Source organism: Kordia sp. SMS9 (assembly GCF_003352465.1).
Classification (GTDB): Bacteria; Bacteroidota; Bacteroidia; order Flavobacteriales; family Flavobacteriaceae; genus Kordia.
Window position 1 is genome coordinate 4,507,081 of record NZ_CP031153.1, and the last position, 18,788, is coordinate 4,525,868.

Annotated in this window: 17 protein-coding genes; 8 read left to right on the plus strand and 9 right to left on the minus strand. The window is 34.8% G+C overall.

Features of this window, described 5'->3' with window-relative positions; all coding sequences use genetic code 11:
• Nucleotide 1: 1 nt before the first annotated feature.
• Both KORDIASMS9_RS19125 and KORDIASMS9_RS19130 read right to left on the minus strand, forming a co-directional pair.
• Nucleotides 2–1,234, minus strand: a complete 1,233-nt coding sequence (locus KORDIASMS9_RS19125) for a lanthionine synthetase LanC family protein (RefSeq protein ID WP_114904390.1) — start codon at nt 1,232–1,234, stop codon at nt 2–4.
• 21 nt (nt 1,235–1,255) lie between these two features.
• Nucleotides 1,256–1,864, minus strand: a complete 609-nt coding sequence (locus KORDIASMS9_RS19130; protein ID WP_114904391.1) for a hypothetical protein — start codon at nt 1,862–1,864, stop codon at nt 1,256–1,258.
• A 94-nt stretch (nt 1,865–1,958) separates the two neighbouring features.
• Between KORDIASMS9_RS19130 and KORDIASMS9_RS19135 the strand changes: the two genes are divergently transcribed.
• The gene (locus KORDIASMS9_RS19135) at nt 1,959–2,159 is read left to right on the plus strand and encodes a hypothetical protein (protein ID WP_114904392.1); all 201 of its coding nucleotides are present in this window, start codon (nt 1,959–1,961) and stop codon (nt 2,157–2,159) included.
• A gap of 73 nt (nt 2,160–2,232) precedes the next feature.
• On the opposite strand, the gene KORDIASMS9_RS19140 is transcribed toward KORDIASMS9_RS19135, so the two are convergent.
• A complete protein-coding gene (locus KORDIASMS9_RS19140) occupies nt 2,233–3,462 on the minus strand; it encodes a TlpA disulfide reductase family protein (RefSeq protein ID WP_114904393.1) in 1,230 nt (409 codons plus the stop codon).
• 365 nt (nt 3,463–3,827) lie between these two features.
• Nucleotides 3,828–6,242: an outer membrane beta-barrel family protein gene (locus tag KORDIASMS9_RS19145; RefSeq protein ID WP_114904394.1), complete on the minus strand. Its 2,415-nt coding sequence runs from the start codon at nt 6,240–6,242 to the stop codon at nt 3,828–3,830.
• 188 nt (nt 6,243–6,430) lie between these two features.
• Here KORDIASMS9_RS19145 and KORDIASMS9_RS19150 point away from each other — a divergent pair, with 188 nt between their 5' ends.
• From KORDIASMS9_RS19150 to KORDIASMS9_RS19160, 3 genes are read left to right on the plus strand one after another with little or no spacing between them, the layout of a single operon-like run.
• Nucleotides 6,431–7,093 (plus strand): hypothetical protein, encoded by a 663-nt coding sequence (locus KORDIASMS9_RS19150; RefSeq protein ID WP_162820058.1) that lies wholly within the window; start codon nt 6,431–6,433, stop codon nt 7,091–7,093.
• A 1-nt stretch (nt 7,094) separates the two neighbouring features.
• A complete protein-coding gene (locus tag KORDIASMS9_RS19155; RefSeq protein WP_114904396.1) occupies nt 7,095–8,150 on the plus strand; it encodes a sensor histidine kinase in 1,056 nt (351 codons plus the stop codon).
• 9 nt (nt 8,151–8,159) lie between these two features.
• Nucleotides 8,160–8,885: a LytTR family DNA-binding domain-containing protein gene (locus KORDIASMS9_RS19160; RefSeq protein ID WP_114904397.1), complete on the plus strand. Its 726-nt coding sequence runs from the start codon at nt 8,160–8,162 to the stop codon at nt 8,883–8,885.
• A 71-nt stretch (nt 8,886–8,956) separates the two neighbouring features.
• On the opposite strand, the gene KORDIASMS9_RS19165 is transcribed toward KORDIASMS9_RS19160, so the two are convergent.
• Nucleotides 8,957–9,553, minus strand: a complete 597-nt coding sequence (locus tag KORDIASMS9_RS19165; protein WP_114904398.1) for a hypothetical protein — start codon at nt 9,551–9,553, stop codon at nt 8,957–8,959.
• A gap of 443 nt (nt 9,554–9,996) precedes the next feature.
• Between KORDIASMS9_RS19165 and pheT the strand changes: the two genes are divergently transcribed.
• Nucleotides 9,997–12,429: a phenylalanine--tRNA ligase subunit beta gene (gene pheT, locus KORDIASMS9_RS19170; protein WP_114904399.1), complete on the plus strand. Its 2,433-nt coding sequence runs from the start codon at nt 9,997–9,999 to the stop codon at nt 12,427–12,429.
• Nucleotides 12,430–12,714: 285 nt separating this feature from the next.
• Here pheT and KORDIASMS9_RS19175 read toward each other — a convergent pair whose 3' ends face one another.
• Nucleotides 12,715–13,245 (minus strand): hypothetical protein, encoded by a 531-nt coding sequence (locus KORDIASMS9_RS19175; protein ID WP_114904400.1) that lies wholly within the window; start codon nt 13,243–13,245, stop codon nt 12,715–12,717.
• A gap of 15 nt (nt 13,246–13,260) precedes the next feature.
• Complete coding sequence (locus tag KORDIASMS9_RS19180) at nt 13,261–14,025, minus strand: MBL fold metallo-hydrolase (RefSeq protein WP_114904401.1); 765 nt, start codon at nt 14,023–14,025, stop codon at nt 13,261–13,263.
• Between the two features lie 166 nt (nt 14,026–14,191).
• Here KORDIASMS9_RS19180 and KORDIASMS9_RS19185 point away from each other — a divergent pair, with 166 nt between their 5' ends.
• Both KORDIASMS9_RS19185 and KORDIASMS9_RS19190 read left to right on the plus strand, forming a co-directional pair.
• A complete protein-coding gene (locus KORDIASMS9_RS19185) occupies nt 14,192–15,655 on the plus strand; it encodes a TonB-dependent receptor (protein WP_114904402.1) in 1,464 nt (487 codons plus the stop codon).
• A gap of 51 nt (nt 15,656–15,706) precedes the next feature.
• Nucleotides 15,707–16,237 carry a CIA30 family protein gene (locus KORDIASMS9_RS19190; RefSeq protein WP_240321086.1) on the plus strand — a complete coding sequence of 177 codons (531 nt, stop codon included), beginning with the start codon at nt 15,707–15,709 and terminating at the stop codon, nt 16,235–16,237.
• 528 nt (nt 16,238–16,765) lie between these two features.
• Here KORDIASMS9_RS19190 and bcp read toward each other — a convergent pair.
• Nucleotides 16,766–17,227, minus strand: coding sequence for a thioredoxin-dependent thiol peroxidase (gene bcp, locus KORDIASMS9_RS19195; protein WP_114904404.1), 462 nt, complete (start codon nt 17,225–17,227; stop codon nt 16,766–16,768).
• 47 nt (nt 17,228–17,274) lie between these two features.
• On the opposite strand from bcp, the gene nth reads away from it, so the two are divergent.
• Complete coding sequence (nth, locus tag KORDIASMS9_RS19200; protein WP_114904405.1) at nt 17,275–17,946, plus strand: endonuclease III; 672 nt, start codon at nt 17,275–17,277, stop codon at nt 17,944–17,946.
• 215 nt (nt 17,947–18,161) lie between these two features.
• Here nth and KORDIASMS9_RS19205 read toward each other — a convergent pair whose 3' ends face one another.
• Nucleotides 18,162–18,743 carry an RNA polymerase sigma factor gene (locus KORDIASMS9_RS19205; protein WP_114904406.1) on the minus strand — a complete coding sequence of 194 codons (582 nt, stop codon included), beginning with the start codon at nt 18,741–18,743 and terminating at the stop codon, nt 18,162–18,164.
• Nucleotides 18,744–18,788 lie beyond the last annotated feature (45 nt).

Sequence of the window (18,788 nt, forward strand, 5' to 3'; positions counted from 1 at the left end):
GTTAATGTGTCAGTAAACATGCATCCCAGTGAAGATCATCTTCTGCTAAGAAATCAATAATAACAAGTCCAATTCCGGCAGCTCCTTCTATGAGTGAACTAGTAGATTTCCAGTGGTCAGCGTTCATTTTCCATTCGCGAACACGCGCATCGTCTTTTCCGTAATGAATCATATTGAAACCAGTTTCAAACCAAAAATCGGCCGTTTCTTTAAAGATAGTTTCTTCCGTATGTTGGTATATTCTTTTAAAAAGTAAAGCATTTCCAAAGGCTCCGTGACAGCAGGCAGCATCATTTACCCAAGTTTCCGCTTCTGTTTTTCTTTTCGCCGCATGTCTTAGTATATCAAGTACTTCATTTTTTAAAGTCGCATCTTGTAATGCTTCTGAAGCTTTTAAAAGTAACGTTCCAATACCTAAATCACCATAACACCAAGCCAATCGACTTTTACCAGTTCCTTTTTCTTCTTGTTTGATTGAATTTGGAAAGTATGAAAAGACAACTTCTTCTTCATTTTTACAGGAAAGAATGTAATTGACCGTTTGTTTTAGCAAAGGTTGTGTTTTTGTCCTAAAATCGTTATGTTGATGCATTTTGGAGAGTATTCCAATAATCCCAGAAATTCCGTGCGCAACACCTAAATTGTATCCGTTAGCATTTGTGTTTGGATTCAGTATTGAATTCCAAACAATTTTATCATCATCAATTTGTATGGCTGTTTTTGATAACAGAGAAAGAAATTTGAGCAGTATTATTTTATACTGTTCTTTAGCAGCTGCGGTTTCAGTATTTTCATAACGATTCAAAAAATAATAGGCAGTTCCTAAAGCTCCGTACAGAAACTCATAGTTTTCATTTTCAGTACTTTTCATCATGAAAATTTCTAAATTCGCGTCAAATTGAGTTAGCAAACCATCTGCATCAATTCCTATAAAATCATGTTGCTTTAAATGATCTAAAACCCAACCAAAACCTGAGATTCCATTACAATACGCCAATTGACTGAATCCGTTATTGAGTTTTTCGACACAAGTCATCAAAACTTCTGAACCTTTTTCTACTTGCTCTGAATTGTTTAGGTATCTTGAATAGTAAAAGTGAAATAGTGAAATGCCCGAAAGTCCAGCAAGTACTCCAATATTGTCTTGTTTAGAAATTTCGATAGCTATGATACGGTCAATTTCTTGTAAAGTTTCTTCTAATTGTTCTTTGACCATATTATTGACATTATCCATAAAAGCAATAGTGATGTGTATTCATAATTGTAGACTGTTTAAATAATTGATTGCTTTTTCATCTTCTTCTGGCGTATTCAATTCTAACCGAAGAATCCCTTTCCAAACTCCTTTTCTGGTATGTGTAAAAAGCTGAATTAAATCACTCACAATATCTACATGAATTATATGACTTGGCGGCGCTACAAGAATAGGATACGAAGTTTGATCGATTTTGTATTTTTCTTTGGATAATGTATTCGACACAAATTCAGGAAATACTTTTTTCCAGTGTGCTTCATTTGTATCTGGCGGACCTTCGTAAAATGTAGCGACATCCATATCGTTCGGACTTCTATTTTCGATAGCTTCAATATTTTCTGTAAAACTTCCATATAACCACTGATATCCGAGCAGAATGTTGTGGTTAAACATTGCTTTTCGGAAAAAATAAAGTCCTTTCAATATCTCAACACGTTCTTTTGAAGTGGCAAATCGTTCGCACAATTCTAATAGGGTACATTTAAATGGTGATAGGTATTCATCATGAAAATTATCCATAACATCATACCTATCAGTACGATATGGAGGTAGCAAATTATTTTCATCGAATGGTGGTATGGATGGTGACGTATTTTCGGTAGATGTCATAAATTAAAAACACTTTAATGTTATGTTAAAAATAAGACTTTATCATTAGTAAAGAAGTAAATTTATTGAAATTTAAACCATTAAATTATTTATTATGAAAAAAAATGAATTAACACTTGATCTTAAAAAAGTTACGTTATCTAAATTAAATTCTATTGAAGAAATTAAAGGTGGAGGTTCTGCTTGGTGTGGAGCATCAGCGCACATGGGAGCTACCATAAGTCGTGGTTACCAACCAGCAGGATGGGATGCTGATACAAACCAATTATGGGAACCTTGTGATAGAGAATCATAAGCTATAGTATAAAAATTAAAAAGGCTTTCTTAGTAAGTAAGACAGCCTTTTTTTTGCTTTATTTTTTATATAATTATTCGCTTTCTAATGCTGAAACAAAACTTTCAAAGTCTTTTACAAATTCAGTGTATTTGTTGCCCGTAGCTGGTCCATTAAAACCTGTATGAATGCGTCGGACGTTTCCTTTTTTGTCTATAAAAATGGTTGTTGGATAGGATAATACATGATTCAACATTGGTAATTTTTCTTGTGCTTTTTGCTTGTCGGAAGTGCCAAATTGTGCCAAAACGATCGGATATGGAATATTGAGTCGTTTTTGTAATTTTTTAATGTTGTTGAATGCTTTTTCTTTCGTTTTTGCATATTCAAAAGCTACCGCAATAAATTTTACTTTAGGATTGTTTTTTGCATAGTTGGAATAGTAGGTTGATTCATCCAAGCAATTTGGACACCATGTTCCCATAATTTGTACAATGCGGACTTTATCTTTTAAATTTTCATCGGTTAAAGAAATCATGTTGCCATCAACATCTGGAAAAGAAAAGTTGAATTCGTCATAGCCTTCTTTAATGTACGTTAGACTTTTCGCATCAGGCAATTCATAGTTTTCATTTCGTTTTGCTGTAAACGGTTCTTTCCAGTGATTTCCAGATTGAAACTCGCCAATCATCGTACTATCCGTCACCGTTGCCGTGAATAGAAACGCATGCGCACCATCAAACGTAGACAGTTGTAGTTGATTGCCATTCAGTGTTCCTTCCAAATAGCGATAATCGCCTGTAGTGGTTCTAAATGTTCCTGTAACAGTGTTTCCGTTCTGTTGAAAAATACCTTTTGCAATGTAGCGATCCGCTTCTATATTGGGACTAAACACGGTTTCCCAATTTCCAGAAATATTAGCTTCTGCATTACCTTTTGCGGTTGGAAAACGTTTTGTTTCTCCAAAAGTTGCCGTAAACGGAACAAATCTATCTAAGGAAACTTTTGCAAATTCGCCTGTGATTGTATTTTTATCTGTAAATTTTCCTTTCAACACACCTTCATATACGTCCATTTTTATCGTGATCGAATCTTCTTTGATCGTAATATCCGTAATCGGAATGCGTTCATCTGCATTGTGAATTTCAATTCCTTTTGCTGTCGTCGTGAAAATAAACGGTAATTCTTTGGCATCTTGAACCGTCAATGATACATGCCAAGAACCTTCTTTTAAACTGTAATTTTTAGATTTCGTTTCTTTCTGTCCACAGGAAATGCAAAAAATGGTGAAGAGTAGAATATGAAGTTTATCTAGATGTTTCATGTTGAAATTGTAATTGTTAAATAATTGGTTCGAAATAGCCGTAGTAAATTACAATTAATCTTGGAGAAGTTTTGTTTTAGGATTGAATACTGCAAATTCTATATTTTTTGTCACGAATTCACGAATGGTTTTTTTTGGATTGTGTTTCTTGAAATTAATTTAGATAGCAGAAATTAATTTTTTTTTAGCTGTTAGAAACGTCTTTTGGGAATTTTATTAAAATTAGTGCCAATCTTTTTCAAACGGTCAACTGAATTTTCTTAGAATAAGACTACCATGTCGCTATGCTTCTCGCAAAGACGTATCTAACAATCTGCAATCTAAAAGTGCGTCAGCACGGTCTGACTTCTAAAAGCAAAGCGAGTCTAACCACCAATTCTCCCCTTTTCATCTTCCAAACTTCCATCACGTTTTTTGGCATTTTTCACATCGCTGTTTCCAAATGAATAGCGAACATAAAAGTTGATATTTCGGCTGTCACTTCCGCCGCGACCGTCAATACGTAAATCGCCAAATTGTGTAACTCCTTGCCAAGGAATGGTGTATAAAACATCGTTCATCGTGATTTTCCCTGTCCAGTTTCCCCATGATTTTTGTACAGCAATATTTAGCGAACCTAAACTTTGCGTTTCATACGTTCCGCCCCAAATGGATGGACTGCTGTACCAACCACTGACTTCAAGTTTGATTTCTTTTGGCAATGAAAACGTCGTTTGCGCATAAAATCCGAAAGTATTTTGGTCAATGGTAATAAACGCAGGATTTGTTGCTGTGAATTTGGTATATAAACCATACACATTGGCATACGCGCGCCACCAATTGTTAACTTTGAACGGATAGGAAATACTCAAATTATACACTTCCTGATCCGCTACGTTTCGAGTATTTAAAAAGTTTCTGTTTTCACCTTCAGCTTCCGTAACTTGCGCAAAGAAATCGGAAATGTACGAATAACTGAAACTTGTCGTTAAGGTATATTTATACGTGTGTGATATTTTAAAATTGTCCGTGTATTGTGGTTGTAAGAATGGATTACCACGACTAAAACTCAATTCATCCAACTGAAACTCAAACGGATTTAAGATTTGATAGTTTGGACGTTGAATTCTACGACTGTAACTTAACGCTAATGAGTTGGTAGCATTGGCTTGATAGGAAATTCCTGCCGATGGGAAAAAGTCTGTATATTGGCGTGAAACAACTTGGTTTTGATCGGTATTTTCTGCCGTCAATTCGCCTTGTGAATCCGTACGTTCCATACGCAAACCTGCTTGAAATTTCCATTTGTCGAGCGCAAAGTTATATTTGGCGTAGAGTGCGTAAATTTTCTCATCATATTCAAATTCATTGCTTCGGTTCATATTGAGATTGTTCACACCATTGATGACATCAAAAAAGTTAAACGTATTGTCTGTAATCACTTTGGAAACCTTTGCGCCTGCTTCAAACGATCCTTTTCCCAATTTTTGTCCATAATCTACTTTGGCGGCGTAAATATTGATGTCAATTGGTGTTTCTTGATAGGTAATATTTGCATTTAAAATTTCGCCCGTTGGTGTGGTGTAAAAGTTGGGTTGATTGTTAAAACGTTCCCGCGTGTAACGTCCGTAATCTAAATCGACACTAAAACTGGTTCCTAATGTATCTTTGTAGCGATAATTCACATTGGCATTTAGATTGAAACTGTTATTTTCCGAACTGTTTGGCGCGCGCAAAATGCTATCCGTAACGCGCGTATTTCGGTCAATAATTGGTGTAACACTGTTGGAAGTTGATGCTGCATCACGAAGATTTACGCTAACTACAGTTCCGATGACGCTTTCTTTGGAAAGATAATAATCGGCTCCTGTTCGGAAATTATTAGAAAAAGCATCGTTTTCAGAATCGGTTTGTGCATCAAAAATTTTATCGCCTTGCGTTCTAAATAAATTAATGAATCCTGTGGAACGCCCAAAAAAGTTAGAATAACTTCCAAAAAACGTCCATTTTTTAAAACGACTGTTGATGGAAACCGAATTGTTGGTTCGCGCATAATCTCCCACTGTAACTGTGCTTGACACACTTCCGCGCGTTCCCAACCCTTTTTCTCTTTTGAGTTTGATATTGATGATTCCTGCATTTCCAGCCGCATCATATTTAGAGGATGGTTGTGTAATGATTTCTATACTTTCAATGGTATCTGCCTGTAATGATTGTAAAAATGCTGTTAAATCATCGCCTGCCAAGAAACTTTGACGATCGTCAATGTAGATTAGTACACCTGCTTTTCCTTCTACTACAATATTGTTGTCATTGTCTAAACGTACGCCAGGCGCTTTTCGCAGAATTTCCAATCCGTTGTTTCCTGCACTTCCCACCATACTTGCTACGTTGAATACGGTTTTATCAGGCTCAACTTGAATGATTGGTTTTTCAGCCACAACTGTCACGGCTTCCAAAGATTCAGCAGAAACACTCATGATGATTGTTCCCAAATCATTTTTTTTCGTACCAAGTGTAATTTCTCGCGAAAGCGTAGTATATCCGACAAAAGAAATTTTTAACATGTAAGTTTTCGGTGCAATGTCTTTTAGTGTAAATAGTCCGTTTTCATTGGAAATGGTTGCTTTTACCAATGCACCATCAAGCGTATTGACAAGGACATTTACAAAAGGTAAAATTTCATTGGTTTCAGATACAATTTTTCCCGTAACAAGCGTTGTTTCTTGCGTTTGACTGTTCATCCTTAAAGAGAAAAACAATAAAGTGAGTAGTGTATAAAAAGTAGTTTTAGCGTACATAATTATTTAATTTTCAACAAATATGCAGCGATCGTTAGCGCGACACAATGCAAAAGTTACGAGTGGCCCCAAATGGTGTATGAGTTGCCCAAGGGCAGTTCGTGAATCTATAAGGCGACTCGTGGAATGTTTCTTTTGTATGTATGACAATGCATGTAGTTTTGATGCAAATTAAAAAAATATACATTATGAAAAAAATACTTATTACTTTTATGCTAGCTGTATGTACGTTGGGAATGCAAGCTTCGGAACTCGATAATAGATCGTATCTTAAAATTGAATTGAACGAACAAGAATACATTAGTTATCCGCCAAAAACTGACTTTTTAGCAAAAGATGTAGACGGAAAAGTCATCCTGAACCCTAGTACTTTAGAGAAATTGAAAGTGTATGCCATAGAAAAACCAATTACGTTATATGTGTTTCCTTCTTGGAGAGATGAACCTGATGTGTATACTTTGAAAAGTGGTACCTTGTACATGAAAAAGACGGATCGCGATTATACAAAAGTTGCTAAAAAGCAAAAACATTCGCCTTCTAATGATCATTTTAGTCGCCCGACAGATGGTTCTGAGCAACAAAAAGCTTCCAAACGTATGACGAGTAATGGCGTGTATTTGGTGGGAAAACGCTTTTATGATTATGATGCAAAAAACGGTTATGATGTAAGTTTAGAGTTTTCTAATGATGTGGTTTTTACCTATAAAAACGGCTTTGTAAACGCTTGGCAATATGGGGAAGAACTCGTTATTGAAAATAAATATTTGGTAAAAACCGAACAAGGAACGTTAAAAATTAGCTACAACCCAAAAACGAAAAAGGTTTGGTGGGTTTTTGATAAAGATAAATAAGATGAATAAACGTATTTTTGGTATTAAAGTTTTCGACATACTTGCGCTACTAGGCTTGTATTTAACGCTTTCCATCATATATCATGTAACACTCTGGTTTAACAGACTTCCTAAAAATAGAGATTGGGCTGATTTGTTTGGATTGAATAGTTGGTTTGATAATGAAGGCTTGCATTACACCGTTATGTTTGTAGCTACGTGTATTGTGTGGTTTTTTATCTTTAAACTTTTCGGACATTGGAAATTATGGCAGCGTTTGTTATTGCACATCCTTGGAATTCCTTTTTTTCTCTTCTGTTCGTGGAAAGTGTTCTATTTCATTTGTGAAACTTATGGATATTGGCACATGGGTGGCACTGGACAGGTTTGGGATATTTACATTCCATTACTCATTTATTTGATTCAATTTTCCATAATGCACGCGTATGAATATTATATAAAGAATCAACAAAAGATGCGCTATCAAGTAGAATTGAAAAATACCGCATTAAAAAGTGAATTGAGCGCGATAAAAGCACAATTGAATCCGCATTTTTTATACAATGTTTTCAATACTATCAACGCCAGTGTTCCCAAAGAAATGGAAGATACACGCGAAATGATTGCCGAATTGTCTGATTTGTTTCGCTATCAACTCAAAGCGAGTCGTGAAGATTTGGTAACACTCGAAGAAGAACTTGATTTTGTAAAAAAATACCTAAAACTAGAACAGCGACGTTTTGAAGATCGACTTGAAATTAATATCAATGTTCCTAATACGTTGCTTTCGCGAAAAATTCCGCCGATGTTACTACAACCGTTGGTAGAAAACTCGGTAAAGCACGGAATTTCACCGTTGGTACAAGGTGGAGAAGTTACCATTGCCATTAAAGAACAAGGTAATAAATTGATTTTTGAAATCAACGATACTGGCGTTGGTGTAAAAGATAAAGAGCGTATTTTTGATATAGGTGTCGGAATCAGCAACACACAAAAACGTTTGCAAAAAATGTACAATTCTACCTTGCAATTCTCTGATAATCTGCCATCTGGATTAAAAGTGTATTTTGAACTATAATAAAATTACATGAAAAAGGTAATCATTGTGGATGATGAGAAATCTGGAAGAACGCTCATCAAAGAGTATTTGGAGCATCATAAAGAATTGATTTTGGTCGGTGAAGCCAATAATGGTGTCGATGCGATTAAAATCATCAATAAATTTCAACCCGATTTGGTGTTTATGGACATTCAAATGCCAGGTTTGACTGGTTTTGATGTGTTGGAGCATTTACATGAATTGCCAACCATTATTTTTAGTACTGCGTATGATAAATATGCACTAAAAGCCTTTGAAGTACACGCGGTCGACTATTTGTTAAAACCGTACACCAAAGAACGTTTTGACAAAGCTGTGAGCAAACTCAAAGACAATTCTCCAAGTCAGATTGCGCCTTTGGCAAACGAACATATTTTATCCAAACCCAACTTTCCCGATCGGATTATTGTAGAAAAAGGTACAAAATACGTAACGCTTGCTACCGAAGACATTATGTACATTGAAGCGTATGGCAGTTATTCTAAAATCTTTGATTCGGATGCAGGTTATCTCAGCAATCGCGGGATTTCACAATTGGAAGAAAAGCTCAATCCCAAACAATTTATGCGCATTCACCGCAGTATTATTGTGAGTTTAACGGCGATAAAAGAAGTGTCTAAATACGGAAAAAGCTATATTTTAATTCTCAAAAACAACGAAAAACTAAAAGTAAGTCGTAGTTATGCCAATAAGATTAAGGAGCTTATTTTGTAGACAAATTTTATGTTTTTATAAATTGTTGTAAAATATCAATTAGTCTTAAAAAAAGATATAAGCTTCATTATTTAGTTATTTTCCCATTCTCTAATTGTTTTTTTGAGAACCCAATTATCATTAATATTTTCATATACCCTTACAAATCCTTTATTCTTTTTCGACGTAGGCATTGAAAAAAATCTGATCATTAAAAATTTTCCATTTTTAGATAGTAGCGGAAGCCCAAATTCTTGTATTCCACCAATCTTTTTATTGTATAATTTATCGTAATCAAATTCTTTTTCTTTGATGAAATCACTTTCAATTTTTGCTATGAAATTAACTATTTTTTTACGTTTTATAAATTTAAATTCCTTGAAAATTCCCTTTTTTAAAAGTTTAATCTTAGCATTTCTTTTTATTTGGTCTTTATAGTAATCTATATCTTCTTTTTTAAAATATGGAGCTAGTGGCTCGAAATTTTCATCATTAAAATAAAACTTTGCTGGTATCTGTAAAGCAGAGTTGAATCCGTTAACTAATTTTAATTTTTTGTCTAGTATTGAATTGTCACCTGAAACTACTTCCAGTAGGATATTATTGATAAGTAACTCATCATTTTTCTGTTTTTTTTGAAATGATGTTAGTAAAATAAAACTAAACAATATGAACAAAGGTTTTTTCATAATAAATTTTAATAAAGTTCTACGGATATAAAATCAAAACTACAATAATTTACTTAAAATTATTCTCTATTTAAGATGTTATTTATTAAGAAAAGTATCACTTTTTAAACTTAATAATTACTGTTCTGTCTGTAATTGAAAAGTTTGATTTTAGAAATTTTACCTTTTAGGTTGTAAATCCGATTCTATTCTACAGGATAAAAATCAACACTTTCAGAGTTTTTTAAGTCATTCTGCTTTTGTTATTTAGTTTTTATGGTTAAAAAGATTATTCATTCTAAAAATCTAAAAGCAAAGCAAACTCAAAAGCGAAGCAAGTCTAAAATCTAGTAGCAAAGAGCGATCTAGATTCTAACAGCGTCAGCGGTCTAAAAACTCATCCAACATTATTTGCCAACTCTAAGCATTATCTTATCTTTGCGGACTATTCAATACTAGAACTAATGAAAATATCTTACAATTGGGTAAAGCAATTTATTCAACTTGATTGGGATGCTGATAAAACAGGGGAACTCTTGACCGACTTAGGTTTAGAGGTGGAAGGCATCGAAAAATATGAATCTGTACCAGGTGGATTGGAAGGCATCGTAATTGGTCATGTTTTGACCTGCGTACAACATCCAAATGCAGATCGCTTGAAAGTTACTACAGTTGATTTGGGCGACGGCGAAGCTGTACAAATTGTCTGTGGAGCGCCTAATGTAGCAGTTGGACAAAAAGTGCCTGTAGCAACAGTTGGTACGACTTTATATGATGCTGAAGGCAAAGGATTTAAAATCAAAAAGGGAAAAATTCGTGGCGAAGTTTCTAACGGAATGATTTGCGCTGAAGATGAACTCGGTTTGGGTGAAAGTCACGACGGAATTATGGTGTTGGATGAAGAATTAACGCCTGGAACACCAGCAAACGAAGTGTTTGATATTGAAAATGATGCGGTTTTTGAAATTGGATTAACACCAAACAGAGCCGATGCAATGAGTCATCACGGAGTGGCAAGAGATTTAAAAGCTGGATTGCTTCAAAAAGATATCAAATTAGAACTCATTACACCTTCTACCAGTAGTTTTCGCGTGGATAACAGAACGTTAAAAGTAGATGTTGATGTGATAGATAAATCTTTAGCACCGCGGTATTGTGGGGTTACGATTTCTGGAGTGCAGGTAAAACCGTCGCCAGAATGGTTGCAACATCGTTTGAAAGCCATTGGTTTAACACCAAAAAATAATATTGTAGATGTAACGAATTATGTGTTGCACGAGCTAGGGCAACCATTACACGCGTTTGACGCGAATTATATTTCGGGCAATAAAATCATTGTAAAAACGTTGGAAACAGGCACTAAATTTGTCACGTTAGATGAAGTTGAGCGTGAATTGCATGAAGATGATTTAATGATTTGTGATGCAGAAAAACCATTGTGTATTGCAGGTGTTTTTGGCGGATTAAAATCTGGCGTGACCGAAAATACGACCAATATTTTCTTAGAAAGTGCTTATTTTAGCCCAGTTTCTGTGCGTAAAACAGCAAAACGTCACGGATTGAATACCGATGCATCGTTCCGTTTTGAACGCGGAATTGATCCAAATATTACGGAATATGCACTGAAACGTGCTGCTTTGTTAATTCAAGAATTGGCTGGCGGTGAAATTACCAGTGATGTTTCCGACAGTTATCCAACAAAAATTGAAGACTTTCAAGTGCGTGTGTCTTTCGATAATATTACGAAGTTAATCGGAGAAGAATTACCGCGTGAAACGATCAAAAATATTTTATCCTCTTTAGAGATTAAAATCAATTCGGTGACTGATGGCGGTTTAGGCTTGACCATTCCTGCTTTTAGAGTAGATGTGCAACGTGAAGCAGATGTCATTGAAGAAATTTTACGTGTTTACGGTTATAATAATATCAAGTTTGATGAAAAATGGCATACGTCCATTTCCAATACATCACGATTTGAAGATTACAAATTGCAAAATATAATCGCAACGCAATTGGTGTCGCAAGGTTTCTATGAAATTATGTCAAATTCCTTGACCAATACTTCATACATTGAACTTTCGGAGCAGTTAAAAACGGAGCATAATATTACGATGTTAAATCCTTTGAGTGGCGATTTGTCTGTGATGCGCCAATCGTTATTGTTTTCTGGATTGGAAGCGATTTCACACAACATCAACCGAAAAAATAGTGACTTAAAGTTATTCGAATTCGGAAAAACCTATCACGCTTACAGCGAAGAAAATCGTGAAGAACACAAGCATTTATCAGTATTCATTACTGGAAACGCTACAACGGAAACTTGGACGCAAAGCAAACCTGTTGCAACCGAATTTTTCTATGCGAAAGGAGTTGTAATGGCAATTTTATCTCGTTTGGGAATCAATTCGTTGAAAGTTTCGCCAATTAAAAACGATTTATTTTCTGAAGGAATTGTATTGAGTTTGGGAAAAATTAAGTTGGTTGAATTTGGAATTGTGAAACGAAAAGTTGTGAAGTCTTTCGACATTAAACAACAAGTAATTTTTGCGGATTTCAACTGGGAGAACGTGATTCAAGTCGTGAAAAATAGAAAAATCAAGTTTAAAGACATTCCAAAATTCCCGAAAGTTCGAAGAGATTTTGCATTGTTGATTGATGAGAAAACTACCTTTGCAGAAATTCATACGATTGCCAAACAAAGCGAACGCAACTTGTTGAAAGAAGTGAATTTGTTTGATGTATACGAAGGAAAGAATCTTCCAGAAGGAAAGAAAAGTTATGCGGTAAGTTTTACACTGCAAGACGAACATAAAACCTTGACAGACAAGCAGATTGATAAAATCATGAATAAATTGCAGCAAAGTTTTGAGAAACAATTGGGTGCGGAATTACGATAGTATTTACACTTCGACTTCGCCCAGTGTACGTAAATTTATATACCATAGGAACGCTTTTTACTTTTGTGAGGAGCGTTTTTTTTTATTTGATTGAAAGATTAAAGATTAAAAAACTTCAACGCTTCATTGCGAACAAAGTGAAGCAATTTGCTTCAAAGAAAATAATGCATTTCATTAGAAACAGATTACCACGTCGTAGACTCCTCGTAATGACATATCTATTGCTACATTTTAAAATATAAAATTGATACATTATTACATTAAAGAAATTGTTGCATCAAACAATCACCCTTTGTATTTCGGGTACAAAACCTCCGTCACCAACTCAAACGTGAGTTCTTTGGTTTTTCCATTGACTTCGTAACGTAAAATCATTTCGCCCCAAAAATCGCCATCGGTAAAACTGCAAATTACCCATTTGTGATTGATGACTTTTACTTTGTCTACAGACATGAATTTTCCGCCTGTACCATCAAACGGAACTAAAGGATTGTTTGCTGAAGCTGAATTTTGATCGTAAATCGCATCCGTAATAATTTGAGAAAGATTTTCTGTATCAATAGCTGTTCCTTCAAAATATTCCAAGGCTTCACCATTACTTTCGAGTGAAAAGTAGCGCAAATCTGAATTTTCATTAAATAGTACATCTGCTGAATCTTTATACGCCGTTACTTCTTTCTTTAAAGTTTCAATTTTTCCACGCAAATCTTCAATTTTAGTCGTTTGCAATTCGTATTGTTTGTTAGAACTCACATACAAATACATGACTAATAAGACTAAAAAAATGATGGTATATAATAAGATTCTCTTTTTCATTGCAATGCTAATTTTTTAAATAGTAATCGTTAGGGTATCATACGCCAAAAATACGTTTTCTGGCAATTCTTTGGAAACTTCTGCATGAAAACCTAACAAATGACTAATGTGTGTTAAATAGGCACGTTCTGGCTGAATTTCTGCAATAAACGCCAACGCTTCTTCCAATGAAAAATGTGAAATATGTTCCTGAATTCGCAACGCATTGACAACCAGCACTTTTAACCCTTTTAGTTTTTCTTTTTCTGCTTGTTCAATGGTTTTAACGTCGGTCAAATACGCAAAATTATTAAAACGATACCCAAATACTTGAACTTTATGATGTAGTACATCAATTGGAGTTACGGTTACACCTTCCAATTGAAACGAATGATTGTTTTTTACTTCATTTTGAATAACGACTGGCGCACCAGGATATCTATTTTCAGTGGCAAAAATATAATCAAAACGACGTTCAAGTTCGCCATAAACACGTTTGTGGGCGTAGGTATGCACATCGCCTTGGCGGAAATAAAACGGTCTAATATCATCTAATCCTGCGGTATGATCGGCATGTTCATGTGTAAATAAAATTCCGTCAATTTGAGTACATTTGGCACGCAACATTTGCTGGCGGAAATCGGGACCACAATCAATGACATACGTGGCATTTTCCCAAGAAATCAAAATAGAAACCCGCAAACGTTTATCACGCGGATCATCACTCAAACATACAGGATGTGTACTTCCTATAATTGGAATCCCTAGTGAAGTTCCTGTACCTAAAAAAGTTACATGCATAGTTATGATGATAAATTGTTAAGAATTAGACTGTTTAACATCTATATCAGTGTGTTTAAACGATAATTCTTCAAATTTAACTGATTATTTAACAAAAAACCTCAAATATATGGTTCAAAAAAAATAATGAATGTTTATTTTTGTGTGAAACAAATTTTATTCTCACATGGCTATTGTCTACAAAGGAGATAAGGTAATGGAAAATGTACCTTCTATCAAAGCGAAAGCATTACGAATTAACTTAAACAGTCAAATTTACGGAACATTCGCAGAAATTGGTGCCGGACAAGAAACGGTGCGCCATTTCTTTCGATCTGGTGGAGCTTCAGGGACAATTGCAAAAGCCATGAGTGCGTACGATAAGGATTTTAGTGATGCAATTTATGGTGTTGAAAACGATCGTCGTTATGTAACAGAAGCCCGGTTAAAGAAGATGTTATCGCACGAAATGTCGTTGATAGAAGCACGTATTACGCGTGAAAAACATCCTGACAAAATGTACTTTAGCTTTGCAAATACGGTAGCTACGATTGATTTTGCTAAAAAATATAAAGGCCACGGTTGGGTTGGAATTAAATATCAAATTGATCCATCGCAAGACTATAATGAAATAGTTTTGCATGTTCGCTTTCAAGAAAATGATGCCAAGTTGCAACAGGAAACACTTGGTACCATGGGCGTTAATTTGATTCACGGTGCTTTTTACATGCATGACAAACCTAAGCAATTATTAAAGAGTTTATACGATCATATTGATAAAGACAAAATTGAAATTGATACCATTAACTTTTCAGGACCACAGTTTGACGAAGTAGACAACCGATTGATGAGTTTACAACTGCTCAAAAATGGCATGACAGAAGCCGTAATTTTTGGCCCTGACGGAAATAATATTTTGCCTGCACGTTTGTTGTACAAAAAGAACATTTTGGCACTTCGCGGAAGTTTTAGACCTGTAACAAAGGTGAATATGGACATGTTTCAAAAATCGTATGATATTTTTATTCGTGAAAATAAAGTAGAAGTAGAAAAAACAGTGGTATTGTTCGAAATTACGCTTTCTAATTTACGTGCCGAAGGTGAAATTGACGAACAAGATTTTATGGACAGAGCGCAATTACTCGGTTCGCTTGGACAAACGGTGATGATTTCTAACTTTAAAGAATACTATCGTTTGGTAGAATACTTCTCTAACTATACCAAAGAACGTATGGCGTTGACTATGGGCGTTAACAACTTGGTGGATATTTTTGATGAGAAATACTATCGCCATGTCAGCGGTGGAATTTTAGAAGCGTTTGGAAAATTATTCTATAGAGACTTAAAAGTGTACTTGTATCCAATGAAACGCAAGGAAACGGGCGAATTGGTAAACAGCAACAACTTAAAAGTACATCCACGTATGAAAGAATTGTACAAATTCTTTAAATACAACGGAAAAGTGGTGGATATTTTTGACTTCGACAATAACATTCTAGATATTTTCTCTCGAAAAGTATTAAAAATGATTGCTGACAATGAAGATGGTTGGGAAGAAATGCTACCCGATGGTGTTGCCGAAATCATTAAAGAAAAAAACTTATTCGGCTATTTACTAGAAAGTGAAAACGAATTGATCGGAAATAAGTAATACAAGAAAAGCTCCTTTTTTGGGAGCTTTTTTTATGTGAAATATGAAAGAATGAACCAATTTTTAGTACTACTAACACTACTTATTACTTCCCAAATGATGATACTCTTTAAATTTTCTACAAAAAGCGATCTTTCCAATTGGTATGTTGTCAATGATGGCGTTATGGGCGGATTGTCTCAAAGTACTTTTTTGTTGAATGAAGCTGGAAACGGTGAATTTACAGGAAGAATTTCGCTTGAAAATAACGGCGGTTTCTGTTCAGTTCGTTATGGAATGGAAAAAACAGGTATTACCGGAAAAACTACCGTTGTCATTCACTTGAAAGGTGATGGGAAAACGTATCAATTTCGCCTTAAAGAAAATCGCAACGATCGGCATTCATATATTGCAGAATTTAAAACTTCTGGTGAATGGGAAACGATTGAAATTCCCTTAAATAGCTTATATCCAAGCTTCCGCGGTCGTAAGCTAGACATCGGTAACTTCTCTGCCAATCAACTAGAAGAACTTGGTTTTTTGATTGGAAATAAAAAGGAAGAAAGTTTTCATTTGGAGTTGGAAACTATTGCGTTGAAATAAAAAACAGACTCCACAAAGAAATTGTAAAGTCTGTTATATGTTAAGAATGCGGTTTGAAAAAAATTATCAAATCAACACATTTTCAAATCTTCAAATTATATAAGACGTCACTTCGAGTGATTTTCTGTCATTGAGCTTGTCGAAATAAAGAAAATTGTATCGAGAAGTACTTCGAAAACAGATTGCTTCAAAGCAGTTCTCGATACAACGAATCACAGATTCGCCACTCGAACAGACGATTGGTATTTCAAAGTGATCTCGACTGCGCTCGATCAGACAAATATATTTTTAAATCATCAAATCAACACATTTTCAAATCTTCAAATTATATAAGACGTCGCTTCGAGTAGTTTCTCAGAATGAAATAAAGAAAATTGTATCGAGAAGTACTTAGAAAACAGATTGCTTCACTGCGTTCGCAAAGACGTATCAAATAAAAACAGACTCCACAAAATTGTAAAGTCTGTTATATATTAAGAATGTGGTTTGAAAAAAATTATCAAATCAACACATTTTCAAATCTTCAAATTAACTCACAAGATCCAATATCTGCGCAGCATGATCTTTCGTTTTCACTTTATCAATCACATGATCCACGACACCTTCTTCATTGACTAAGAATGTTTTACGGTGAATTCCGTCATAGATTTTTCCCATGAATTTCTTTTCGCCCCAAACACCAAACGCTTCAATGACTTCTTTGTTTTCGTCGGCTAATAGCGGAAATGGAAATTCGTATTTATTCTTAAAATTGGTTTGTCTTTTCTCAGAATCGGCACTTACGCCTAACAATTCAAAACCTTTGCTTTGCAATTCGGCATAATTATCTCTTAAATTACACGCTTCTGCCGTACAACCTGGCGTGCTTGCTTTTGGATAAAAGAAAACTACTAATTTTTTTCCTGCATAATCGGTCAAGGAAACAGCATTTCCATCTTGATCGTTTACGGTAAAATTAGGTACTTTGTCTCCACTTTTTAATGTATTCATAGCGTATCTTTTAATATTGTTTTATTTTTGTTCAAAAATACTGAAAAATGACTAAACAAGAAAAGGTTCAGTTTGTAATTGATACTTTAGAAGCATATTATCCAGAAATTCCTGTGCCACTCGATCACACAGATCCGTATACTTTATTGATTGCCGTGTTGATGTCTGCACAAAGTACCGATGTTCGCGTGAATCAAATTACGCCATTATTGTTTGAGCGCGCTGACAATCCGTATGATATGATCAAACTTTCAGTAGACGAAATTCGAGAAATTATCAAACCAGTAGGCTTATCTCCTATGAAAGCAAAAGGAATTTACGGTTTGTCACATATTTTGATTGATAAACACGATGGAAACGTTCCTAAAACATTGGAAGAACTGGAAGAATTGCCTGCGGTTGGACATAAAACGGCAAGTGTTGTCATCAGTCAAGCTTTTGGTATTCCAGCATTTCCGGTAGATACACACATTCACAGACTCATGTATCGTTGGAATTTGACCAATGGAAAAAATGTGGTTCAAACAGAAAGAGATGCCAAACGTTTGTTTCCAAGAGAAAAGTGGAACGATTTGCATTTACAAATTATATGGTACGGAAGGGAATATTCGCCAGCGCGCGGTTGGGATTTGGACAAAGATATTATTACCAAAACGATTGGTAGAAAATCTGTTATTAACGAATATATAAAGCTAAAAACAAAAAAGACTCGCAGCTAACGAGTCTTTTTTCCAAAGTTTAGTTGAGAAGCGTTTCAAACTTCATCCTTTTGTAATTAATAACACTTAAAGCTTTCGAATAGTTCAACAAAAAGCTAATCGTTTCCTTCTTTGGAAGCATTTTTTTCATTTCTGGTGAACTGGTAGTGTAATTTTTTGCCATACGATGTGGGTTATATTTAAGACAACAACGTATGATTTTTAATTTTATTGTGCTAGTTTGTTAAAACTATGTTATGTTTATCAATAACTTTTCTCAGATTGATCAATGCGTAGCGCATTCTTCCTAACGCCGTATTAATACTTACACCTGTTTTTTCTGAAATTTCTTTAAAACTGAGATCTTGATACATACGCATCAACAATACTTCTTTTTGGTCTGCTGGCAATTCATCTACCAAGCGGCGTACATCATTTTCTACCTGAGTTTTAATAATTCTGTTTTCTGCATTTAAGTTGGTATCGCTCAACACGGAAAAAATATTAAAATCGCCTTTGTTATCATACTTAGGCATTCTATTATTCTTTCTAAAATGATCAATCACTAAATTGTGTGCAATACGCATTACCCAAGGCAAAAATTTTCCCTCTTCATTGTAGTTTCCTTTTTTCAATGTTTTAATCACTTTGATAAAGGTATCTTGGAAAACATCTTCCGTAATATCTCTATCCAACACTTTCGAATATATAAAACTATATATACGTTGTTTGTGACGCTCAATCAACACGCCTAAAGCGCACTCATCGCCATTGATGTAATTAGATACCAATACTGAATCTTGCAGGATCTGTTCCATAGCATTACTTTTTTACATTATAATTATCGAGGCTGATAATTTGTC